The sequence below is a fragment of the Paenibacillus sp. KS1 genome, assembly GCF_001680695.1.
Lineage (GTDB): Bacteria > Bacillota > Bacilli > Paenibacillales > Paenibacillaceae > Paenibacillus_B > Paenibacillus_B suaedae.
The window spans coordinates 1-19,423 of record NZ_MAIS01000003.1 but is presented as its reverse complement, the minus strand read 5'-3'; the positions used below and the strand labels follow the sequence as shown (position 1 = coordinate 19,423).

Annotated in this window: 25 protein-coding genes; 7 read left to right on the top strand and 18 right to left on the bottom strand. The window is 47.3% G+C overall.

Going from position 1 to position 19,423, the window contains the following annotated elements; translation table 11 throughout:
- Window positions 1-50: 50 nt before the first annotated feature.
- The 4 genes from ptsP to aroA form a co-directional block, all read right to left on the bottom strand.
- Complete coding sequence (ptsP, locus tag BBG47_RS01580; protein ID WP_065290254.1) at window positions 51-1,769, bottom strand: phosphoenolpyruvate--protein phosphotransferase; 1,719 nt, start codon at window positions 1,767-1,769, stop codon at window positions 51-53.
- Complete coding sequence (locus BBG47_RS01575) at window positions 1,766-3,646, bottom strand: glucose PTS transporter subunit IIA (protein WP_175400463.1); 1,881 nt, start codon at window positions 3,644-3,646, stop codon at window positions 1,766-1,768. Before BBG47_RS01575 ends, ptsP begins: the two co-directional genes overlap by 4 nt.
- Window positions 3,647-3,813: 167 nt before the next feature.
- Entirely contained in the window at window positions 3,814-4,257 is a 444-nt protein-coding gene (locus BBG47_RS01570) for a CoA-binding protein (RefSeq protein WP_065290253.1), read from the bottom strand.
- 116 nt (window positions 4,258-4,373) lie between these two features.
- Window positions 4,374-5,684 (bottom strand): 3-phosphoshikimate 1-carboxyvinyltransferase, encoded by a 1,311-nt coding sequence (gene aroA, locus BBG47_RS01565; protein WP_065290252.1) that lies wholly within the window; start codon window positions 5,682-5,684, stop codon window positions 4,374-4,376.
- A gap of 81 nt (window positions 5,685-5,765) precedes the next feature.
- Between aroA and BBG47_RS01560 the strand changes: the two genes are divergently transcribed.
- The gene (locus tag BBG47_RS01560) at window positions 5,766-6,083 is read left to right on the top strand and encodes a rhodanese-like domain-containing protein (protein WP_021256701.1); all 318 of its coding nucleotides are present in this window, start codon (window positions 5,766-5,768) and stop codon (window positions 6,081-6,083) included.
- A 39-nt stretch (window positions 6,084-6,122) separates the two neighbouring features.
- On the opposite strand, the gene BBG47_RS01555 is transcribed toward BBG47_RS01560, so the two are convergent.
- Window positions 6,123-6,638, bottom strand: coding sequence for a shikimate kinase (locus tag BBG47_RS01555; protein ID WP_251482638.1), 516 nt, complete (start codon window positions 6,636-6,638; stop codon window positions 6,123-6,125).
- Between the two features lie 227 nt (window positions 6,639-6,865).
- Here BBG47_RS01555 and BBG47_RS01550 point away from each other — a divergent pair, with 227 nt between their 5' ends.
- Window positions 6,866-7,183 carry a hypothetical protein gene (locus tag BBG47_RS01550; RefSeq protein ID WP_021256703.1) on the top strand — a complete coding sequence of 106 codons (318 nt, stop codon included), beginning with the start codon at window positions 6,866-6,868 and terminating at the stop codon, window positions 7,181-7,183.
- A gap of 72 nt (window positions 7,184-7,255) precedes the next feature.
- Here the strand turns inward: BBG47_RS01550 and gndA are convergent, their stop codons facing one another.
- Together gndA and BBG47_RS01540 are read right to left on the bottom strand one after the other, a co-directional pair.
- Entirely contained in the window at window positions 7,256-8,665 is a 1,410-nt protein-coding gene (gene gndA / locus BBG47_RS01545; RefSeq protein WP_065290251.1) for an NADP-dependent phosphogluconate dehydrogenase, read from the bottom strand.
- 146 nt (window positions 8,666-8,811) lie between these two features.
- Window positions 8,812-9,408: a hypothetical protein gene (locus BBG47_RS01540; RefSeq protein WP_021256705.1), complete on the bottom strand. Its 597-nt coding sequence runs from the start codon at window positions 9,406-9,408 to the stop codon at window positions 8,812-8,814.
- Between the two features lie 286 nt (window positions 9,409-9,694).
- On the opposite strand from BBG47_RS01540, the gene BBG47_RS01535 reads away from it, so the two are divergent.
- Window positions 9,695-10,324: a YktB family protein gene (locus tag BBG47_RS01535; protein ID WP_065290250.1), complete on the top strand. Its 630-nt coding sequence runs from the start codon at window positions 9,695-9,697 to the stop codon at window positions 10,322-10,324.
- Window positions 10,325-10,435: 111 nt separating this feature from the next.
- On the opposite strand, the gene BBG47_RS01530 is transcribed toward BBG47_RS01535, so the two are convergent.
- A complete protein-coding gene (locus tag BBG47_RS01530) occupies window positions 10,436-11,614 on the bottom strand; it encodes an MFS transporter (RefSeq protein ID WP_065290249.1) in 1,179 nt (392 codons plus the stop codon).
- 207 nt (window positions 11,615-11,821) lie between these two features.
- Between BBG47_RS01530 and BBG47_RS01525 the strand changes: the two genes are divergently transcribed.
- Window positions 11,822-13,297 carry an aminotransferase class I/II-fold pyridoxal phosphate-dependent enzyme gene (locus tag BBG47_RS01525; RefSeq protein WP_065290248.1) on the top strand — a complete coding sequence of 492 codons (1,476 nt, stop codon included), beginning with the start codon at window positions 11,822-11,824 and terminating at the stop codon, window positions 13,295-13,297.
- Window positions 13,298-13,355: 58 nt separating this feature from the next.
- Here the strand turns inward: BBG47_RS01525 and BBG47_RS01520 are convergent, their stop codons facing one another.
- On the bottom strand, window positions 13,356-13,643 hold the full coding sequence (locus BBG47_RS01520) for a DUF3055 domain-containing protein (RefSeq protein ID WP_021256709.1): 288 nt from the start codon (window positions 13,641-13,643) through the stop codon (window positions 13,356-13,358).
- Between the two features lie 200 nt (window positions 13,644-13,843).
- Between BBG47_RS01520 and BBG47_RS01515 the strand changes: the two genes are divergently transcribed.
- Window positions 13,844-14,254 (top strand): DUF1885 family protein, encoded by a 411-nt coding sequence (locus BBG47_RS01515; RefSeq protein WP_065290247.1) that lies wholly within the window; start codon window positions 13,844-13,846, stop codon window positions 14,252-14,254.
- Between the two features lie 119 nt (window positions 14,255-14,373).
- On the opposite strand, the gene BBG47_RS01510 is transcribed toward BBG47_RS01515, so the two are convergent.
- The 4 genes from BBG47_RS01510 to BBG47_RS28825 all read right to left on the bottom strand — a co-directional run bounded on the left by BBG47_RS01510 (window position 14,374) and on the right by BBG47_RS28825 (window position 16,449).
- The gene (locus tag BBG47_RS01510) at window positions 14,374-14,685 is read right to left on the bottom strand and encodes a DUF1292 domain-containing protein (protein WP_021256711.1); all 312 of its coding nucleotides are present in this window, start codon (window positions 14,683-14,685) and stop codon (window positions 14,374-14,376) included.
- A gap of 110 nt (window positions 14,686-14,795) precedes the next feature.
- Window positions 14,796-15,395: a stalk domain-containing protein gene (locus BBG47_RS01505; protein WP_065290246.1), complete on the bottom strand. Its 600-nt coding sequence runs from the start codon at window positions 15,393-15,395 to the stop codon at window positions 14,796-14,798.
- A 157-nt stretch (window positions 15,396-15,552) separates the two neighbouring features.
- Complete coding sequence (locus BBG47_RS01500) at window positions 15,553-16,098, bottom strand: N-acetylmuramoyl-L-alanine amidase (protein WP_065290245.1); 546 nt, start codon at window positions 16,096-16,098, stop codon at window positions 15,553-15,555.
- A 147-nt stretch (window positions 16,099-16,245) separates the two neighbouring features.
- On the bottom strand, window positions 16,246-16,449 hold the full coding sequence (locus BBG47_RS28825; RefSeq protein WP_083189036.1) for a hypothetical protein: 204 nt from the start codon (window positions 16,447-16,449) through the stop codon (window positions 16,246-16,248).
- A 161-nt stretch (window positions 16,450-16,610) separates the two neighbouring features.
- Here BBG47_RS28825 and BBG47_RS01495 point away from each other — a divergent pair, with 161 nt between their 5' ends.
- The gene (locus BBG47_RS01495; protein ID WP_065290244.1) at window positions 16,611-17,348 is read left to right on the top strand and encodes an MBL fold metallo-hydrolase; all 738 of its coding nucleotides are present in this window, start codon (window positions 16,611-16,613) and stop codon (window positions 17,346-17,348) included.
- Between the two features lie 72 nt (window positions 17,349-17,420).
- Here BBG47_RS01495 and BBG47_RS01490 read toward each other — a convergent pair whose 3' ends face one another.
- Together BBG47_RS01490 and BBG47_RS01485 are read right to left on the bottom strand one after the other, a co-directional pair.
- A complete protein-coding gene (locus BBG47_RS01490) occupies window positions 17,421-17,654 on the bottom strand; it encodes a DUF3892 domain-containing protein (RefSeq protein ID WP_021256716.1) in 234 nt (77 codons plus the stop codon).
- Between the two features lie 104 nt (window positions 17,655-17,758).
- Entirely contained in the window at window positions 17,759-18,202 is a 444-nt protein-coding gene (locus tag BBG47_RS01485; protein ID WP_065290243.1) for a GNAT family N-acetyltransferase, read from the bottom strand.
- Window positions 18,203-18,346: 144 nt separating this feature from the next.
- Between BBG47_RS01485 and BBG47_RS29760 the strand changes: the two genes are divergently transcribed.
- The gene (locus BBG47_RS29760; protein WP_162833935.1) at window positions 18,347-18,511 is read left to right on the top strand and encodes a hypothetical protein; all 165 of its coding nucleotides are present in this window, start codon (window positions 18,347-18,349) and stop codon (window positions 18,509-18,511) included.
- An 87-nt stretch (window positions 18,512-18,598) separates the two neighbouring features.
- Here the strand turns inward: BBG47_RS29760 and BBG47_RS01480 are convergent, their stop codons facing one another.
- The 3 genes from BBG47_RS01480 to BBG47_RS30370 form a co-directional block, all read right to left on the bottom strand.
- Window positions 18,599-18,793, bottom strand: coding sequence for a hypothetical protein (locus tag BBG47_RS01480; protein ID WP_021256718.1), 195 nt, complete (start codon window positions 18,791-18,793; stop codon window positions 18,599-18,601).
- A gap of 99 nt (window positions 18,794-18,892) precedes the next feature.
- Window positions 18,893-19,051 (bottom strand): hypothetical protein, encoded by a 159-nt coding sequence (locus BBG47_RS29755; protein ID WP_161627341.1) that lies wholly within the window; start codon window positions 19,049-19,051, stop codon window positions 18,893-18,895.
- Window positions 19,052-19,107: 56 nt separating this feature from the next.
- Window positions 19,108-19,423, bottom strand: a 316-nt coding sequence (locus BBG47_RS30370) for a hypothetical protein (RefSeq protein WP_217492493.1), incomplete at its 5' end; no start/stop codon positions are given.

Genomic DNA, 19,423 nt, shown 5'->3' with positions numbered 1-19,423 from the left:
CTAAGGCATGCCTTTTTGTATATGGTATTTCTCCTTGAAAGGATCTCCTATTAACGCTGTTCAATCACCATCTCAATCTCTTCTTTCGTTCCGGACTCGAACACACTATCTGCAATACGCTTGCACTGCTCCACCGTCGAACGGCGAACTGCCGCCTTCACGCGTGGAATGGAGCGTGAGGACATACTTAGTTTATTCACGCCAAGTGCAAGCCAAATCGGAACCGCCCGCGGATCCCCTGCCATTTCACCGCATACACCGACCATAATGCCTGCCTGCTTCGCCGCCTGAACCGTATAACGAATCAAGCGCAGCACCGCTGGATGGAAAGGATCATACATATGGGCAATCTGCTCGTTCATCCGATCCACGGCTAGTGTATACTGAACCAAGTCATTCGTTCCGATACTGAAGAAGTCAACTTCCTTCGCCAGCTGATCGGCAATCATCGCAGCGGCAGGAACCTCAATCATAATGCCTACCGGCAGCCCTTCATTGAATGGAAGTCCTTCTTCCCGCAGCTCTGCCTTGGCCTGTTCCAATATGGACTTAGCCGCTTGCACCTCATTCACCGATGTAATCATCGGGAACATGACCATAATCGGGCCGTGTGCGCTTGCCCGCAAGATCGCCCGCAGCTGCGTCTTGAACAGATCCTGCCGATCGAGACAAATGCGAATCGCCCGATACCCAAGGAATGGATTATCCTCTTCCGGCAGATTCAAATAATCCATTGGTTTGTCTCCGCCTACATCCAATGTGCGGATAATCACCGAATTGTCCTTACAATGCTCTGCCGCCTCCAGATATACCGTAAACTGCTCCGCTTCTGAAGGCGGATACGAACGATCCATGTACATGAACTCGGTACGGAAGAGACCAACCCCCTCCGCTCCATTCTGATCGGCAATATTCAGCTCACGTGTGGAGCTGATATTCGCCCCCAGCTGAACAACGAAGTCATCGAGTGTGACAGCTGGCAGGGATACAATCTTCTGCAGCTCGTCTGCTTCCTGTACATAGGCATCACGCCGCGCTTCATAGCAAGTGATCACATCTTGCGGCGGAGCAATATGTACGATGCCATATTCCCCATCGACAATGACGGTATCCCCGGTCTGAATCGGCTTCGCAACTTTCCCTTCCAGTCCAAGCACAAGCGGAATGCCCAGCGCTCTAGCCATAATGGCCGAATGCGAGGTTTTCCCGCCTTGAAGCATCACAATGCCAAGCACATTCTTCGGATTTAAATGAACCAACTGTGACGGAGACAGCTCCTTCGCAACAAGAATATACGGCTGTGTGTCCGTCGGAAGTGTAATTTCCGGTGCACCCAGCAAATGCTTGAGCAGTCGGTTGCCGACATCCTTGATATCCAACGCCCGCTCCTTCATATATTCATCATCGAGCAGATCGAACATCGTTACGAAATGATCGATCGCTTCCTTGACCGCAACCTCGGCAGCTTTATACTGCCGCTGAATGATCCCTTGAATCTCATTCATGAAGATCGGATCTTCCAGAATGGCCAGGTGCGCATCAAAGATGCTGGATTCTTCACTGCCAACCATTTCTTTAATTTCACTCTTAATAAATTCTATCTCATGCTTCGAGGAGCGGATTCCGTCATACAATCGTTCGAATTCACGCGCTAAGTCGGCTGGATCCATCTTTTCCTCAGGAACATCCCACTCCCAAGTCGGCAATACGAATGCCTTGCCTATGGCAATGCCTGCGGATGCACCGATACCTTGGACTTTCTGTGTCATCGGCTTGCACCTCCAACCGCATGTTCATGCATAATGACTGACATGACTGAAGTCTGTCCCTTCCGAACAGGCGCATATGGCGCTATACTCCATGAAGCGACAGTGTCTGAGTTCGTAATCACCATCGGTGTCGCGAGCGATTTGCAGCGCTTCTTCACTTCCGGCAAATCAAATTTAATGAGCAGCTGTCCCGGTTTCACTTCATCACCTTCCTGTACTACTGCTTGAAAACCGGCGCCATTCAATGATGACGTCTCAATTCCAATATGTAACAACACTTCTAACCCTTCCGGCGTTTCAATGCCGATCGCATGCATCGTAGGGTAAATGTGGCGGATGCGTCCGCGCACAGGCGATACAAGCTCTCCCTTATCCGGATAAAAAGCTACGCCATGGCCAACGAGCTTCTTGGCAAATATCGTATCCGGCACTTCTTCGATTGGTATCATCCGCCCCTGTACGGGTGCCACGAACCAGATTTGATTCGGATCACGCTGCAGGCGCTTCGCCATTTCGTCCTTAATCAGCTCCGAGTAGGTTCCAAATACGACTTGAATATGCCCGCCCCCAAGACGAATGACCCCTGCTGCACCGATTACACGAAGCGCGTGACGATCTACCAACTTATCGTTCTTAACCCTTAATCTCAATCTCGTAATACAAGCCTGCAGATCAATGATGTTATCTTTACCCCCAAGCGCTCGAATAATAAGCGGCACCCTCGGCAGCAAATCTCCTGCCATATCATCAAGCAATGAACCGTCAACTCTGCCTGGCGTCGGAATTTGGAATCGCTGAATGGCAAAGCGGAACACCACATAATAAATGAATCCGAATGCGATTCCAATCGGGATAATCCACAGCGCCTTCGTTGCTTGGTGGAAGTTAATCACATAATCAATCGCTCCTGCTGAGAAGGAGAAGCCGTGTCTCACACCAATCTCAGCGGTCAGCCACATCGCAGCTCCGGTTAACAGCGCGTGGACAACGAATAGATATGGCGCTGCGAACAAAAAGGCAAACTCAATCGGCTCGGTAATCCCGGTCAACAATGACACACAGGCAGCCGTAAAGTAGGTTTTGCGCACCTTCGGGCGCAAGTCCTCTCGTGATTCATGCACGATGGCCAGTGCGACTGCCGGAAGTGCAAACATCATAATGGGATACATGCCTGCCATATAGATGCCAGCATTCGGATCTCCAGCGAAAAACCGCGGCAAATCTCCAGTGAAGGTCATTCCTTCACTATTCGTATAGGAGCCGATTTGGAACCAGTATACGTTATTAAGCAGATGATGCAATCCAAATGCCACTAACACCCGATGCAGAACCCCGTATAGAAATACCCCGAATCCTCCCATCGCAAGCAGCTCCTGGCCAAGAAACATGACCCCTTGCTGTAAAATCGGCGAGAACAGCTTCATCAGCCAGGAAAGCAGGATTGAAGCCATAATCGTAATCGCAATGACGAATCTCGGGCCGCCAAAAAATTGTAAATATTCTGGCATTTTTATGTTTTTGAACCGTTCATGCAAGAAGCCTGCCATTACCCCAAACAGGATGCCGTTGAGGATCGTTGGCTCGAATGTAGCTTGCCATTGGACGAGCAGCTGCCTGAAAATAAACATACCAAGCAGGGACGATAGTGCAGCTACACCGGCATTATTGGACAGTCCAAGTGCAACCCCGACTGCGAAAATATAAGGAAGAACAGCAAACACCGTCTTCCCTGTCAGTTCAAATAGTACCGCAGTATCCGTCAAACCTGCGCTGTGAAGCAAATTGCCGATTGCTATTGCAAGCGCGGCGGCGGGGAGTGCGATTAGCGGCTGCATGAGCGCACGCGACAATTGCTGCAATCGCCCTAATTGATTCAATGCACATCCTCCCTTCTACCAAGAATGGTAAGGGCATCACGCTTTGTTGTCAAAGCATTTTACAGCCGCGTCCCTCTCTCGTAGCCACTTCTATCTCCTATCACACGAAAAACCGGACCCCATCATCGCAGCAGCAACTAGGAATGCCCGGCTTTCGTCTTTACACTTTATGTGGAAGCAGACTCACCCTTGCCATGCGGCAATAAAATCGAGTCCAGTACCTTAATGCACAAATCCATCACGACAGTCATTCCGTGCTCTTCTGCAATGGCAGCCGCCTCTTCACTAACGATCCCCTGCTGCAGCCAAATTGCCCCTGCCTTAACAGCCGCAGCTTCACGAGCAATATCCGCACAGTATTCACTGCGTCGGAACACATTAACAATGTCGATATGATCCGGTACATCACGCAGCGAAGCATAGCATTGTTCTCCAAGGATGCTCTCCGCCTTCGGATTGACCGGAATGATGCGATATCCCTTGCGCTGCATCGCCTCCGCCACCATATAGGACACGCGAGTCGGATCGTCTGACAGTCCGACGACTGCAATGTTTGTGCTGCTTCGCAGCAGCCCCTTGATCGCCTCTTGCGATGGATGCTGATAACTCATCGTAACAACTCCCTTCCAATGGACAGCATACTGCTGGTTTATCAATCATTGTGTATCATACATTACATATCATGCAATACATTATGCTGTACATGTCAAGCAAAACGCATCATGCATTAAGCATTTTCTTCGACCCATTCTACTTGCGCTCCCAGCGCACGCAGGTGATCGAAATACTGCGGATACGACTTGGCAACATGGTGAGCATCCTTAATTCGAATCGGCTGCTCTGCGCGCAAGCCAACTACCGTCAATGCCATAATAACACGATGATCATAATGAGCGTTAATTTCTACGCCTCCTGTAACGCCTTCTGGGAGTCCATGAACAATAATCTCCGCTTGACGCTCCTCCACATTCGCTCCAGCCTTGCGAAGTTCAGTGAGATAATCGGTAATCCGATCACATTCTTTGTAGCGCAAATTCTCTACATTATAGAAGCGGGATGTACCTTCTGCGAACACCGCAGCAGCCACCATAGCGAGGACTGCATCCGTTGCCACGTCACCATCAATCTCAACGGCCTTCAGCTTGCGATTCCCTTGGACTCGAACAACGGAATGCTCATGCTGAAGTGGAACTTCCATCATGCGCAGCACATCGACAATGGCTCGCTCTCCTTGCTTGCTGTCCTCAGTCAATCCGCGAATGATCACATCAGAATCAACGACGGCCGCTGCAGCGAGAACCGCTGCAGAGCCCGGATAGTCGCCCTGCACCGTATAGGTCTTCGCTTCATATTGTTGGTTGCCGGCAATCTTGAAATACATCAGATCTTCTCTCGCCTCGATCCGAATGCCCGCTTCCGCAAGTACTTCAAGCGTCTGTCCAACGACAACCTTCGATTTCAAATCATCTACCACTTCAATTTCACTGTCTTCCTCCAGCAACGGAGCCAAGAACAACAGCGAGCTTAAATACTGCGAACTCACATTGCCGGATACCTTGATTTTGCCTCCACGTGGCTTCCCACCGCGGATCGTAATCGGAAGTTTGCCTTCCCGATGCTCAATCGCTACGCCCATTTGTTCAAGTGCAGTAATCAAGTCGTCGTGTGGACGCTTCCCTAAGGAATCCGGGTACGTATTAACAAACTTCACTTCCTCCAGCAGAGAGGCTGTGCCCATCAAGAAGCGCAATACCGCTCCTGCATTCCCTACATTCAGCTCATTGGAAGCATTACTTAATGTTGGATGCTTACCGAAGCCGGTAATGATAATCTTCTCTTCGTCCTCAACCAGCTGGGCACCCAAATCACGGAGGCAGCGGCGCATCGCATCGCTGTCTTCACTGTGAGCTGGATAATAAATCGTGCTTGTCCCCTCTGCCAGTGCAGCTGCAAGAAGATAGCGTGTCGTATAGTTTTTCGAGGATAAGGCCTGAATATCTCCTTGCAGTTTTGGTGTTGATCGAACGATTACGTCCATGCGCTTCCACTCCTTTATCTTTCAACGTATAATAACTCTTATCTCGAATGAATTCCAGATAAGAAAGGATGCCTAATCGTTATGAATCCAATTGCTCAAATTGATGTGGCTGTGTTGAAACAACGCCTAGAACGCGGCGAAGCACTAAATTTAATAGATGTACGGGAAGATGAGGAAGTCGCTCACGGAATGATTCCCGGTGCCAAGCATATCCCCATGAATGAAATCCCAGATCGTCTCGACGAAATCGAGCGGACGGAAGAAATCATTTTCATTTGTCGAAGCGGATATCGCAGCGAACGAGTATGCGAATACTTGCAGCATATCGGCTTGGAGGGCTGTGTCAATATGGAAGGCGGAATGCTCGCCTGGAGTCAATTGGAGCACACCTCTAAATAACGCCTCAAATAATCTGCACGCCCCTCCTGCTAGGGGCTTTTATTCACAATTGCCTTCGACCAGCTTACAAATGCGAGCAGCCAATTGCACAGCTGTCTCATGGTCGGTCAGAACTGTTGTATGTGCAAAATCATACAGTCCCTCGCGCTGCTGCATGAGCTTTGACACCCGTTCTTCCACATCGCCTTGAAGCAGCGGACGATTGCGATCCCGCTTCACACGCGACAGTATCGTCTCCTTGCTTGCTGCTAAATGCACGATGAAGCCTCCATTTCGCATCAGCTCTCGATTGCTCTCCTGGAGGACAATGCCACCACCCGTTGCAATGACATGCCTTGTCGGACTGTTCAATATTCCAGCTAGAACATGACTTTCTTGTTCTCGAAAATAAGCTTCTCCATCAGAGGCAAAGATATCAGGAATCGTACGGCCCTCTAGCGCGACCACAGCAGTATCCAAGTCTGCAAAGCTGCAGCCCAGCTTCTTGGCAACTTCTTGCCCAACCGTCGATTTCCCGGTGCCCATAAATCCGATTAAAATAATATGCTGCATCATTTCCAGCCTCGCTTCTCTAAGTCAAATGGCTCATCGTGAACGAGTAGGTCAGATGATGACCAATATGACGGTAAACTTCCCACATGATACCACACGTTTCTTTTATTCGACAATGGTGATAGGTATAAAATGAAGAAGTTCAACATAAAGATGAATAATAGCCCTGCCATCGTCAATGAAATCAAGAAATCGTCTAGTGCCATTTTTTATGTAGGAGTGAATGAGACATGCCCCAATTGCCTGTCCCAGAACCGCATCCATCCAAATCGACCATTCAGCGCTCCACATCTGTTCGCCTGGCTCGTATTATGGATTCGAATCACCCATTGTGCAGGGAAGACATCGTATGGGCGCTGAATGTAATTAAGCAGCAGCTCACAGATTATCCTGACAAGTGGGCTATGCTTGAGCCGAATCAATTGGTTCGCCGCTTCCATAGCTATGCCGAAATCTCTTCTCTGCTCGTGTACAGCAGCAGTTATGGACAAGAATCGGATCGGATTCGCAAATATTTGGCTGAACTTGTATCCGGTTTATATGAATGAATGCGAATAATCAACCGTACGCAAAAACAACGCCGAGTCCTAAGCAGGCTCGGCGTTGTTTTTTGATCTCTATTATGACATCCAGTTGTAATGGAATGTTCCTTCTTTGTCTACACGCTTGAATGTATGCGCACCGAAGTAGTCGCGTTGTGCTTGCAGCAAGTTCGCTGGCAAGCGCTCTGTGCGATAGCTGTCGAAGTAAGCAAGTGCACTTGCGAATCCTGGAACAGGAACGCCGTATGCAACCGCAGTGCTGATGACTTCGCGCCAAGCGTCTTGGTACGTTTCCACGATATTTTGGAAATATGGATCAAGCAGCAAATTCTTCAGCTCTGGTTCGCGGTCGTAAGCTTCTTTGATGTTCTGCAAGAAGCGGGAACGGATAATGCAGCCGCCGCGGAAGATCATTGCGATCTCACCATAGCGAAGGTTCCAGTCGAACTCTTCGGAAGCTGCACGCATTTGTGCGAAGCCTTGCGCGTAAGATACGATCTTGGACGCGTACAAAGCCTTGCGGATGCTCTCGATGAATGCCTCCTTGTCTCCAGTGAATGCAGGGGTCTTCGGCCCTTTCAACACTTTGCTCGCTACAACGCGCTCGTCCTTCAATGCGGACAAAAAGCGGGAGAATACGGATTCCGTAATCATGGACAATGGCACGCCAAGATCAAGCGCGCTTTGGCTTGTCCATTTACCCGTACCTTTTTGACCGGCAGAGTCAAGAATGACGTCAACCATTGGCTTGCCTGTTTCTTCATCGTACTTGGAGAAGATATCTGTTGTAATTTCAATCAGATAGCTGTCAAGCTCGCCTTTGTTCCATTCGCCGAAGATGGAGTGAAGCTCTTTAGCACTTACACCCAGTACATTCGTAAGCAAATGATAAGCTTCACAAATCAATTGCATGTCGCCATACTCGATGCCGTTGTGAACCATCTTAACATAGTGGCCAGCACCGTCCGGCCCAATATATGTACAGCAAGGGTCGCCGCCTACTTTTGCTGAAATGCTTGTCAAAATTGGCTCAACCAAGCGATAAGCGCTTTCTTGGCCGCCAGGCATGATTGCAGGGCCTTTCAATGCGCCCTCTTCACCGCCGGATACGCCTGTTCCGATGAAGCGGAAGCCCTTCTCTTCCAAGTACTTGCTGCGACGCTGTGTATCAGGGAAATGAGCGTTACCGCCATCAATAATAATATCGCCTTGATCCAAGTGTGGAAGCAACTGCTCAATCGTTGCATCTGTAGCTTGTCCAGCTTGTACCATAATCAAAATTTTACGTGGTGCTTCAAGAGATTGTACGAATTCCTCAATGGAATATGTACCAGTCAGGTTCTTGCCTACTGCTTCGGCAATGAGTGCATCTGTCTTCTCGCGGGAACGGTTGTATACCGATACTGTGAAGCCGCGGCTCTCGATGTTAAGCGCCAGGTTCTTACCCATTACGGCAAGGCCAATGACACCGATTTGATTGTTAGCCATATGGTTGTTCCACCCTTTATCCATAAATTTATATAGTTTGCATTACGCTTATTGTACAGCACAGCAAAACACCCTGCAACCATCTCGCCCTTGCAATTCATCCATACATTTGGCGGATGGGAGGGTGATTAAACCATGAATAACAATTACCATTCCAGCTGAATCATCTCGGAGCGAAGCTCATTCAGCTTCTCTTTGCATCTCTCTATAACAGCTATTTTTTGCTCATTCATTGCCTCAAACAGCTCCGCGAGCACATAATCCATTTCGAGCCGCAGCACACGCATACGCTGCTCTGCCCGATTGGATAAGAATGCCTGCATCATCTCCTCAGTAGTTACAATAGGCCTCTTCTGATACAATACGCGCTGCTTCGGCCCTATGACCTCAACCAGACGAATTCGTTCGCCGAACAAAATATTCTCGATAAAAATCTGTCTATCTTTGAACCGTTTGACGACCGCATGCCCGCGTGAATCGCCGATCAGTTTTTCCATAAAGTCAGCCAGCTTCTCGTCCCGAATCGTATAGTCGCCGACAATTTTGTAGCGCTGCTCCATACGTTGGAACCGAAGTTTGACCAACTTCCTTCCTGTTCGGATAGATACGATAAATAGCGATTCATTTTCACTCCAATACAAGGAATAACCTTCTTGTATAAGATCACGGATGAGGTTCTGGATTTGCCGACGGTCAAAGCGTAGCTCCAGGTTGCAGTATTCCACCTCGTCGCTGCGATTCACGGCAATCCCTCCTTACCTTGTCGTATACTCCATCATATGATTCATCAACTTGGATTATTGACTGGATTTCCAAACAAGAGGCTTGTTCCACCAAAATATAATAATTATAATTTGATAAACATTCTCAATATATTATGATATACTGAGTGGGTGACTGCTTGTTCGACACAGGCAACATGCACGGATTACTTGATGTTTAAATTCCCGAGCGAGTAAGTAAGTGAGTTTCGATAGCTTCTGTACCAGCTCGTGTATAGATGACAACAGCTTAGAAAGGAAGAGATGAATGACGTTTTCTGGATTTTCTCCTTCAGATTTTGAAACCTTTACAATTGAGGGGCTTGATGCCCGTATGGAGGCCATTCGTGATCGTATTCAACCGAAATTCCGCACCATTGGAGAACAGCTAATTAGTGATGTAGCGATGCACAGCGGAACTGAAATGTTCCTCCATATTGCGAAGCATGCTCGTCGTACGGTTAATCCGCCGAAGGATACATGGCTTGCCATTGGGCCGAACAAACGCGGATACAAATCCCTTCCCCATTTCCAGGTTGGCTTGTTCGATGATCATGTCTTTATTTGGCTGGCTTTCATTTATGAGGTGGCGAACAAGCGCAACATTGCACAGGCGATGCTTGATGACCAAAAACAACTTAGAAGCATCATCCCTAATAATTATGTATTGTCCATGGATCATATGAAGAAAGACGCCGACCAAATCGGAGATCTGAGTGAGACGGAGATGGCTGACAAGCTTACCCGCTTCCGGGATATCAAGTCGGCAGAATGGCTGGTTGGACGCCACGTTCCGATGAATGATCCACTGCTGCAGAACGGTGAGGCCTTTATGGAGCTTGCTAGGCAGACGTTCACGACGTTAATGCCACTGTACCGGTTGGCTGTCGAGGCTTAATTAACGTCATACTAGGTCATACAACGTCATATAGCGACACTCAACAAAAAACTGCGCTCAGCGATTACGTAACCAGCAATCGCCAAGCGCAGTTTTTGCACATGTTCTTGTTTATGCAGTTGTGTTCGCGGCCGTCTGATTTCGATCCAGCACAGCAAAGCGGATGAGAAGCCAAATCGCAGCAACACATAAGACTGCTCCGATTATGTAAGGAAGATTCATGTTCCATCCGAACAGCCCCGTGGCAAGCAGCGGCCCTGTAATACGGCCAAAGCTGTCCATCGAAGAATTCAAACCTGAAGCAACACCCTGGCTAACCGTCGTTTTCTGTGTGATCAATGAAGTTACACACGGGCGGATCAAGGCATTGCCGATACCGAACACGCATAAGTAAATGGTTGCGTCGACAACACTTGAGGACAACAAGAGCAGCAAAAATCCTACAGCAGATATAATCAGACCTACCGCAATCGCCTTCTTCTCTCCTCCACTCTTGATGTAGCGTCTTACAACCCCACCTTGAACAAGCGCACCTGAAAGGCCACAGAAGAAGAACATGTATCCGATCTGCTCCTCTGTAATTCCTGGGATTCTAGCTGCTTCAAAATACAATAGCGTCGCTTCCAATCCTGCCAGCGTAAAGGTAACAAAGAAGGACAATACATACAAATACTTCATTCGTCCCGTAAAGGCTGTCCAGCGTGAAGGAGCCGATTCGCGGCTTCCCTTGCGCTCCTCAGGAGTCAGCGATTCCTTAAGTAATACGAAGCCTAGCACGCATGTGATAAATGTCAATGCTGAAGCTGCGAAAAAGGGCGTATTATAACCGTATCTGCTTAAAATACCGCCAAAGGCTGGCCCAAATGTAAAACCTAGCCCAATCGACATTCCAACAAAGGCCATACCCTTCGTGCGTTGCTCAGGTGTCGTGATATCGGCGACGTAGGCAACAATAACTGAAGCTACAGCACCAGAGAAGATGCCTCCCAATGCGCGGGAAACATACATCATCCAAAGCTCACCGTTCGCTAATCCGAACAGCAGATAACTTATACTGAACCCGAGAGTCCCGATAAGGATGATGGGACGCCGACCAACCTTCTCCGACAATGCTCCCCATATTGGAGACACCACGAACGCAATTAATGAATAGATCGAGAGCATAAGCCCCAAATGAAATTCATTGGCGCCTGCATTCGTTATCATTCGAGGCAGAACCGGAATCACGATACCGAAGCCAATGAACACCATCATCAGCATGAACATGACAACGGACATTTTCTTTTTCATGACAATTCCCTCCGATATGTACATCCTATCACACCATACCTTGAAACGAAAATGAATAAAGTGCGAATACTTATTCATGCTCCCCCCTTACTATAGAGGAAAAAGATCTTGCATTCCGGGTCGTTTTTGTTAAACTAAACCTTGTTTGCGCAGGACACGCCATGCGCAGCTTAGTAGATTGCCAACATGAAAGGTTGTGATACGGCGATGAACCATCATCGGACGCCCTTATTTACCGCACTTACGGAACATGCCTCCAATAATCCGGTGCAGTTCCACATTCCAGGTCATAAAAAAGGCGCAGGGACAGATGCAGAATTCCGAAGCTTTATCGGAGATCAGGCGCTCTCTATAGATCTGATTAACATTGCTCCGCTTGATGACTTGCACCAGCCTACTAGCGTCATCGCCGAGGCGCAGCAACTTGCTGCTGACGCACTAGGTGCCGATTATACGCTCTTCAGCGTACAAGGCACAAGCAGCGCAATCATGACAATGATTATGTCCGTATGCTCTCCAGGAGATAAAATTCTGGTTCCACGCAATGTTCATAAATCGATCATGTCCGCCATTATTTTCGCCGGTGCAAAGCCTGTATTCGTCTCGCCAGCGCGCGATGCGAATTTAGGAATCGATCACGGCATCACAACCAGCTCGGTACGCAGAGCCTTGGAGAAACACCCAGATACGAAAGCAGTGCTCGTCATTAATCCAACGTACTTTGGGATTTGCGCGAACTTGAAGGAGATTGTCGACTTAGCACATTCTTACGATATTCCTGTACTTGTTGATGAAGCACATGGTGTTCTTATTCATTTCCACGAAAAGCTGCCGATGTCAGCCATGCAGGCCGGTGCCGATATGGCTGCGACAAGTGTGCATAAGCTGGGCGGTTCACTAACCCAGAGTTCTGTGCTTAATGTAAATACGAAAAATGGACTCGTGAATCATCAGCGTGTACAAACCATATTCAGCATGCTGACAACGACTTCCACTTCCTATATATTGCTGGCATCTTTGGATACATCCCGTCGCAACTTGGCTCTTAACGGTCATGAAATGGCGGAACATACCATTGAACTGGCCGAATTTGCCCGTCAGCAAATTAATGAAATTCCTAGCCTGTACTGTTTTGGCGAAGAGATTCTCGGCGGAGAAGCGACTTACAGCTATGATCCGACGAAACTGACCATTCATGTCCGCCATTTGGGGATAACCGGTTATGAAACGGAGAACTGGCTGCGGGAGCACTACAACATCGAAGTCGAACTGAGCGATATGTACAATATTCTCTGTCTCGTCACGCCGGGCGACTCCAAGGAGACGATCAACATTCTGCTCCGCGCATTGCGCGACTTGTCCAGTCTTCACCATGAACGCAATGAAGTACAGGAGCTCGTCGTCAAAATTCCGGAGATTCCGCAGTTGTCCCTCATTCCGCGCGATGCCTTCTATGCGGATACTGAGGTCATACCTTTTAAGGAGTCTGCAGGACGAATTATTGCAGAATTTATATACGTTTATCCGCCTGGCATTCCGATCTTGCTTCCAGGCGAAGTCATCTCGCAAGAAAACATCAATTATATTCGTGATCACGTCGATATTGGGCTTCCGGTTAAGGGACCAGAAGATCGCAATATTGAATTTGTTAAGGTTATTCGTGAGGAACGCGCGATCTTCTAATGCACAATACAGGGTGCCCCATATCGGGGCACCCTGTATTCATTCTCTGCAGGATCATTCAGTATTGATCCTGTACCTCGAGTGGATGTATTCGCGTAAGCAACAGCTGCGCTGCTTCACTTGCCGCCTCAGCATGAGGCAAATTGAATTTGACTTGGAGAATTTCTGGACGCAAATCGTCGGCACATAATAATGTCGAACGACCAGTCTGCATACATACAACTAATGTCTTGCCGATAAAATGATCGGAATAAATGAGTGCGAAATCATAACGAATCTGTTCTGTGGCCCAACCGACAAAGGTAACATTTGCTTGCTCCGAAACTTCATACAAATGGTCAAACATCGCACACCTCCTCGGGATATCCTTTTCCAAGAACACAAACCATTTAATGGTTATACGATCGAGTATAACATAAATCGCGTTCCTAGAACAAGATTCGAACTTCATTTCCATGTAAATATTGCCATCACATTCAGTCAAATGGTATGATGTAAGCGATTCGTGCCATAAGTAGAAGATGTCCCAAGGGGAGGATAGATTCGATGAGTCAAAGCGCATTCATTACGTTTGTCGATGGTTCGGAGGTTGCGTCCATTACATTAGATGAATTGAAGGGCCAACTTCTCCATTACCGGGAACAAACCCAATTAACCGGAGAACAATTAGGCTGGGATTATGCCGAGGCTGCCTTTCCATATACAATTGAAACAAAGCCCGGGCAAGAGCAGGAATGGTTCTATTTAAAAGGTTCCAATCCATTATATCGACATATCGTATTTGGTGTTGGTGAGAAAGAGGATTCCCGCCGCTACGTGCAAATGGTTCTGCCTGACGATGCCACTCACGGAGACAAGGCCAAAGGGAACGAGTTGTGCAAATATTTGGCGAAAAAGTGGAAAGCGGAACTTACGCTGTTCAACGGTAGAATTATGTATTACAATCCACGCAAATAAGAGCATCTATAAGAATATCCCAATTGATCCGCTCCGAACGGAATCATGCTCTAAAAAAGAACAAGCCCCGGAATTCTCCGGAGCTTGTTCCATACCTGTATATTGGCAGAGCGAATGAATTACTCGCCTTGCTCAGCTACCAATTCGTTGTATGCTTGCTGTACGCGTTCCCACTCAGCGTCATCTTCGATAGGAAGCATTGCCATTTCTTCGCCTTGCTCTTCCAGACGTACGATAATGCCGTCCGCTTCTGGATCGTTGCGTTGGAGAAGAAGTGCATATAGCTGCTCGTCGACGTTGAACGTCTCGACCATCGTCATGTCGATTTCGTTGCCGTCTTCGTCTACCATTGTAATAATCAATTCATGATCGTGATCGTGGTCGTGATCATGATCGTGTCCACATCCGCAATCATGGTTATGTTCGCTCATGAGTAAATCTCCTTTATGTTCAGGTAGTGGTTATACTCACGTATCGTACCACTTTCTGCGAAAGAGGTCAACGAACGCCTACTCGCTTCAGTATGTATAATAACCAAAAGCTAAGGTTTAGATATTGCAGGCAACTTTTTCTGAGATATAAGGGTGAATTCACCATTCTTCTGTCTCAAATAACAAGAGATCATATAGTCGCCCTTGGCCTTGAAATCATACTTATGCTCATTCGTACGGAACCAGAAATTATCTTCATTTGTTGGAACACTCGATTCCTGAAGCTCCGTTGTCTTCCCTTTCGGATCTGTGATCGTAATCTTGATCGCATCAACTGTCGACTGCAAACTGTCGACTTGGACGAATACTGTAAAGGAGGTCTTCCCCGTCTCGACTTTGCCAAATGTTTTATTGTCCTTGAACAGCAGCAAGTCCACATTAGGCTTGTCAATTACAACCTTCTTATTGGCATCATCCCAGAATATAAATGCCTGAAGTGCTTCTTGTATTTGTCGTACAGACAAATAAGCACGTCCATCTATCATATACCCGCCTTCATTTACCGCATTCCCATTCAGAACAACATCAATCTTCTCAGCCACTGGAGCGGCTTGCGCAGAACTAGGTGCGACATCTGTCTGTGCCGATGCATACGCTCCACCCACAATAGAACCAAGCAGAACGAATGCTGCAAGTCTCCTGCATTTCATCTCGTTACCCCCAAATTTCTTTGTTGTAAAGTTATACTCCAATCATGCTTTAGAGTTGCGCCTAATTCGCAAATAACTCTCATGTGCATTCATACTATCATGAACAAAGCCATGAACTATTTCGCCTGCAAAAACTTGTGGTATGCCAGCAATGCTCTCACCCTTCCTTCATATGCCGCAAATCCTCATATAACCGGCTCCATGGAAAGTTAGGGCCTGGACAGTTCGCTTTTCTTATGGCATCGATCTGAAAATGTCCCAACACATGTTCATAATCCAAGGAGATCCAATGTCCCCACTTCTCCATTACATATCGTTGTATATAACGATGCAAACGAAGACATGCCTGATACTGTTCGTCTGTCAGCAGCCCGTCCATTCCTTCATGCTCGATTGATACCGCATATCGATTAGGATTCATTCCTTTTTCACGTACAACAAAAGCAGGCGCTAAGGCAATTCGTTCTCCTTCTAGTCCTTGTGATAATGCCATTCGCTCAATGGATACATATTGATGAATTGTCCCATTCTTGGACACTGCAAAATGAGCTGAAGAAATCTTGTTGTCAGGACATGTGTACCATGCATCTAGACTCGTTAAGCTCTGAGCAGAAATATGATTCACAATAATTGCAGGGATCTCCCCCTTGCGATCACTCGAATTGGTATGCTCATTTCCCTTCCATACAATCTCCAACTGCATCACGATCCCCCCATTGTTCAATAGGTAAGACGATTGTAGGTGATTCGCGCGATCCGGAAATCCATTATGTCCCGGGAAATGATTGGGTGTGCAACAGACATGTTATCACCCCGGGAACATGTACCCTATTGTGTAGGGTAGGGACAATTAGCGGCCCAGTTTGGTCCGGGTTAATATACAGGGAACGCCATTTCCAACTGCGCCTGGCTGAGACATCCGCTCCACATAATCCATCCCGCGCGTGCAGGGTGTCTTACACACTTCACACCGATCTGAAGTTACTATTTTCATCGTGAACTGTTCACGACCAGATTGTAAACTCGTCTTCTTTTTGCCCTTCCCCTTCGTCATGCCCTTCACCCGCTTCATGTGCATTTCACGTTGCCTGCCGCTTCCGGCCGAACCTGATTATTGCACATTATGCAGATTGCGCTGCCTTGCTTGTGCATTTATCCCAGACATGGTACAGTATAGGCGTAATTCTAGCCTTGTCAGCCAATAGGAGGATGAAGATGAACCTTCACATACAAATGTTAGGGACAGGCAGTGCATTTGCCAAATCATACTTCAATAACAACGGATTACTTTACTCTGGTGGATTCACACTGCTCATCGACTGTGGAATTACGGCACCGATGGCTCTACACCATTTGAATAAGTCATTCTCTGACATCGATGGTGTTCTTATCTCTCATATTCATGCTGATCATGTTGGGGGATTAGAAGAATTGGCCTTCCAGATGAAGTTCAAATATGGACGTAAGCCAAAACTGTACATAGCTTCTCCACTCGTATCCGTATTATGGGAGCATACATTGAAGGGTGGACTAACCCAGGAGGGAATAAGCTGCTTAGAGGATGTATTCGATGTACATGCAATTGAGCCAGGGCAGCCCTATGACATTGCAGCGGGTCTTACCGTCGAATTATTAGAGACTCCACATATTGAAGGCAAGCGCAGCTTCTCTCTTCTTATCAACAATCATTTTTTCTACAGCGCTGATATGCAGTTCCAGCCGGAACTGCTTCACCGCTTAGTTGAACAGCGTGGAGTAACCACCATCTTCCATGACTGTCAATTAGGCGGGAATGGAGAGGTTCATGCGACATTGGCAGAGCTCTTGACGCTTCCAGATACACTGCAGAAGCTTACCTTCCTCATGCACTATGGAGATGAACGGCCGCAGTACGAAGGGCATACTGGCGCCATGTCCTTTGTCGATCAACACCAGCTCTATACAATCGAATAATACACCAAAGAGCACTTTACAACGACCCAATTTGGCCGCTGCAAGTGCTCTTTCGTTATGTCTTCTATACCGTTATTGGAAAGTCGGCAAATTATCCAGATTGTTGCTTGGATCACCATCAGCATCTCCACGAAGATAAGTACCGCCGTCTCTTCCCTTGAAGGCATTCACACCCGCAATTTCTCCATTTTGCACGGCTTGAAGAGCCTGCTCGTAATTTAAGATTCGGCCTGTATTCGTTTGGAACGCCGTTAGATCCCCGTCCCCATTCTTCTGAACAGCTACAATGGATTCTCGCTGTGACATGCGAACATCATCCTCCTAACTATATATATCCTACATTAGATGCGTTTGTTAGGTAGAGTGTCCATAACCCACAACTTTTATGAACCGAAAATCGGTACAACGAATTACAGCTTCTTCTCCATGCGAATATGAGGAATACCCGCATCCAAGAATGACTCCTCTGACACTGTCTCATACCCTAAAGAATGATAGAACCCTTCCGCTTGGCACTGACCGTCCAGCACGCATTTCTCCACACCGTGTTTCCGGGCGATTTGCTCCAGACCTACCATTAAAACTCTTCCAATCCCTTTCCCGCGGAATGGCTTTCTTACTGCAATACGCTGCATCTTAGCAGTGAATTCATCCAACAGCTTCACTCGTCCTGTTGCAGCGTACTGTCCGTCTGACATCAGCAGGACGTGAAAGGCCGGAGCATCCAAGTTATCGTACTCGTCACATTCTTCTTCTTCCGGTACATGTTGCTCAGCAACGAATACTTCCTTTCGTATCGCAATACACTCGTCCAATTGTTCCTGTGTCTTAACCTCAATGATTTCAGCAGCCACTCCCGATCACCTCCGAATGAAATGTTGCAACAGCGATTATGTATAATATCTTAGCTGCTGCAAACGAATTTATATTATACAAAAAAATGAATTTCATGTATAGTTGCAATAACGGACACGCTTACATTAGCAAGGGGGTACACGATGGATCCGATACTGGCTACAGTAATCGCAGTTGTTGTCATGGTAGTAGGCATGGTGCTTCTGCTTCTCTACGTGACGAAGAAAGCCTACGCACGTAAATGGGATGCAGAAGAGCCTATAGACAGCACAGCTAGGCAGCCCAATCATTCATCCAACACAGATTAATGAAGCATAATGAACACATTTATGAAGAAAACAGCCCTGGAGATCCTTAGGATCTCTAGGGCTGTCGGCCACTTGTATGGTTATACTCTAGGGCTCATACACTTCCTCAATAATTGGCTTACCATACACATCCTCATAGATCGGTATCTTCTTCTCTACAGGATCAATCCCAGGATAGAAGCGACTTGCGTCGACAGCGTTCATACTAAGCCCAACAAGCAGGACGCCCGTGATGATTCCGGCCAACATTACCACGCCTATTACGTTCCATCGTCTACGCATGCTGCTACCCCCGCAAACAACACTAATAACTTCACGATATAGCCCCTATTCTCACCGTAAAGTTAATCCCTTAAACATCTCATGCCCTTGCTCATGACTTCATTCCTTCTTGCTGGTATCCTCTTCAACTGAGCGAAGCCATACAAATTGCTCATCATGCTTTGTACTATCAAAGATGAGAAGCTTGGATAAAAACCAACAGACAACCGCTACGATCCCGAACACACCGATTATCCATACACTCAATTCGGCTCCCATAACCCAACCTCCTCCGCTTGTCCCCATTCAATAGCGAAACATTCGTTATACCTTCACTATATGAAAGCAGTTGCAAGTTTAGTTCTTGCAATTACGAACAAAATAAAAAAGCATCCATCACCCGTTAGATACGAATGAGAGATGCTTGGTCTTGTAATAATATATATTTCGAGGCACACACACTCGCTTCCCCTGCAAAGTATCATCTGTCGCATCACTTTCATTGAGCAAAGAAGATTCTGCTGCAGGTTTGCACTGTTCAAAGGAATAGAAATAGAAAAAGCCTTGAGAATCAAGGCTTTTGATGTTAAAAGTATGGTGATCTGTAGTGGGCTCGAACCACTGACCCCCACCCTGTCAAGATGGTGCTCT